1 protein-coding gene is annotated in these 807 nt (G+C 45.8%); it reads left to right on the top strand.

Annotated features, from left to right (window positions below):
• Positions 1 to 807 (top strand): DUF6701 domain-containing protein (locus A3766_RS30060; RefSeq protein WP_197479155.1); only part of this gene is annotated, 807 nt, incomplete at both ends.

Genomic DNA, 807 nt, shown 5'->3' with positions numbered 1-807 from the left:
AGAGAGTGTAAGCTCTACCGCAACGCCGGGTACAAACTTTAGTGCTTACGGATTTGTTGCCACCAACCCGGCCTCTTTTGTTTGTGGTAATTCTGAATCGATGACATTAACCGCTGTCGGTCAAACTCAACCAAGTGGTAGTGCTTGTTCAGTGTTGACTGATTTTGACGGGAGTAAAGATTTAAAAGCATGGTTTGAGGTGAATTATCAATCTGATGAGTCACCCGCTATTGCAGATACGGCCAGGACTTCCCTAAGCCTTAATAACACGCTTATCGCTAACAGTTTACCTGCTAGTGATAATCTGACTTTAGATTTTGATCAAGGTGTAGCAGATCTTGACGTTAGGCATTTAGATGCTGGACAAATATTGTCTATTAACTTTGAACATGAGGATGGGCTCAGTGAAACGCCACTTATGCAAGGTCTTATGTCTAATGCCTTTGTTGTCTCTCCTTCCTTGATTGAGTCGACTGTACCGAGCGCGCCAAGTTGTTCTTCTCCTTTTGGATCTTGCAGTGAGTTTGCAACGGTCGGTGATAATTTTACTCAGCAGCTTAGAGCTGTCTGCGCGGATGCAAGCGCAACAACGGCTGAGAGCTATATCAGTCCTTCGCCAATATCGTTGCGTAGTAATCTTATTGCACCGCTAAGTGGTGTTAATGCCAATGTTGCCGAGAGCAATGTGGCCTTTACATTGGCAGATGATGGTGTTGTGTCGGTGACGCAACAAATAGATGAGGTGGGGGTTTTCACTATGGAAGCCTATGCCGTGCCCGATTATGCGGGTGAAGTCGTCAGCGGTGG

The sequence above is a fragment of the Oleiphilus sp. HI0132 genome (genome assembly GCF_001635845.1).
The sequence above is the reverse complement of the archived record's forward strand: the minus strand, read 5'-3'. Positions and strand labels throughout refer to the sequence as shown.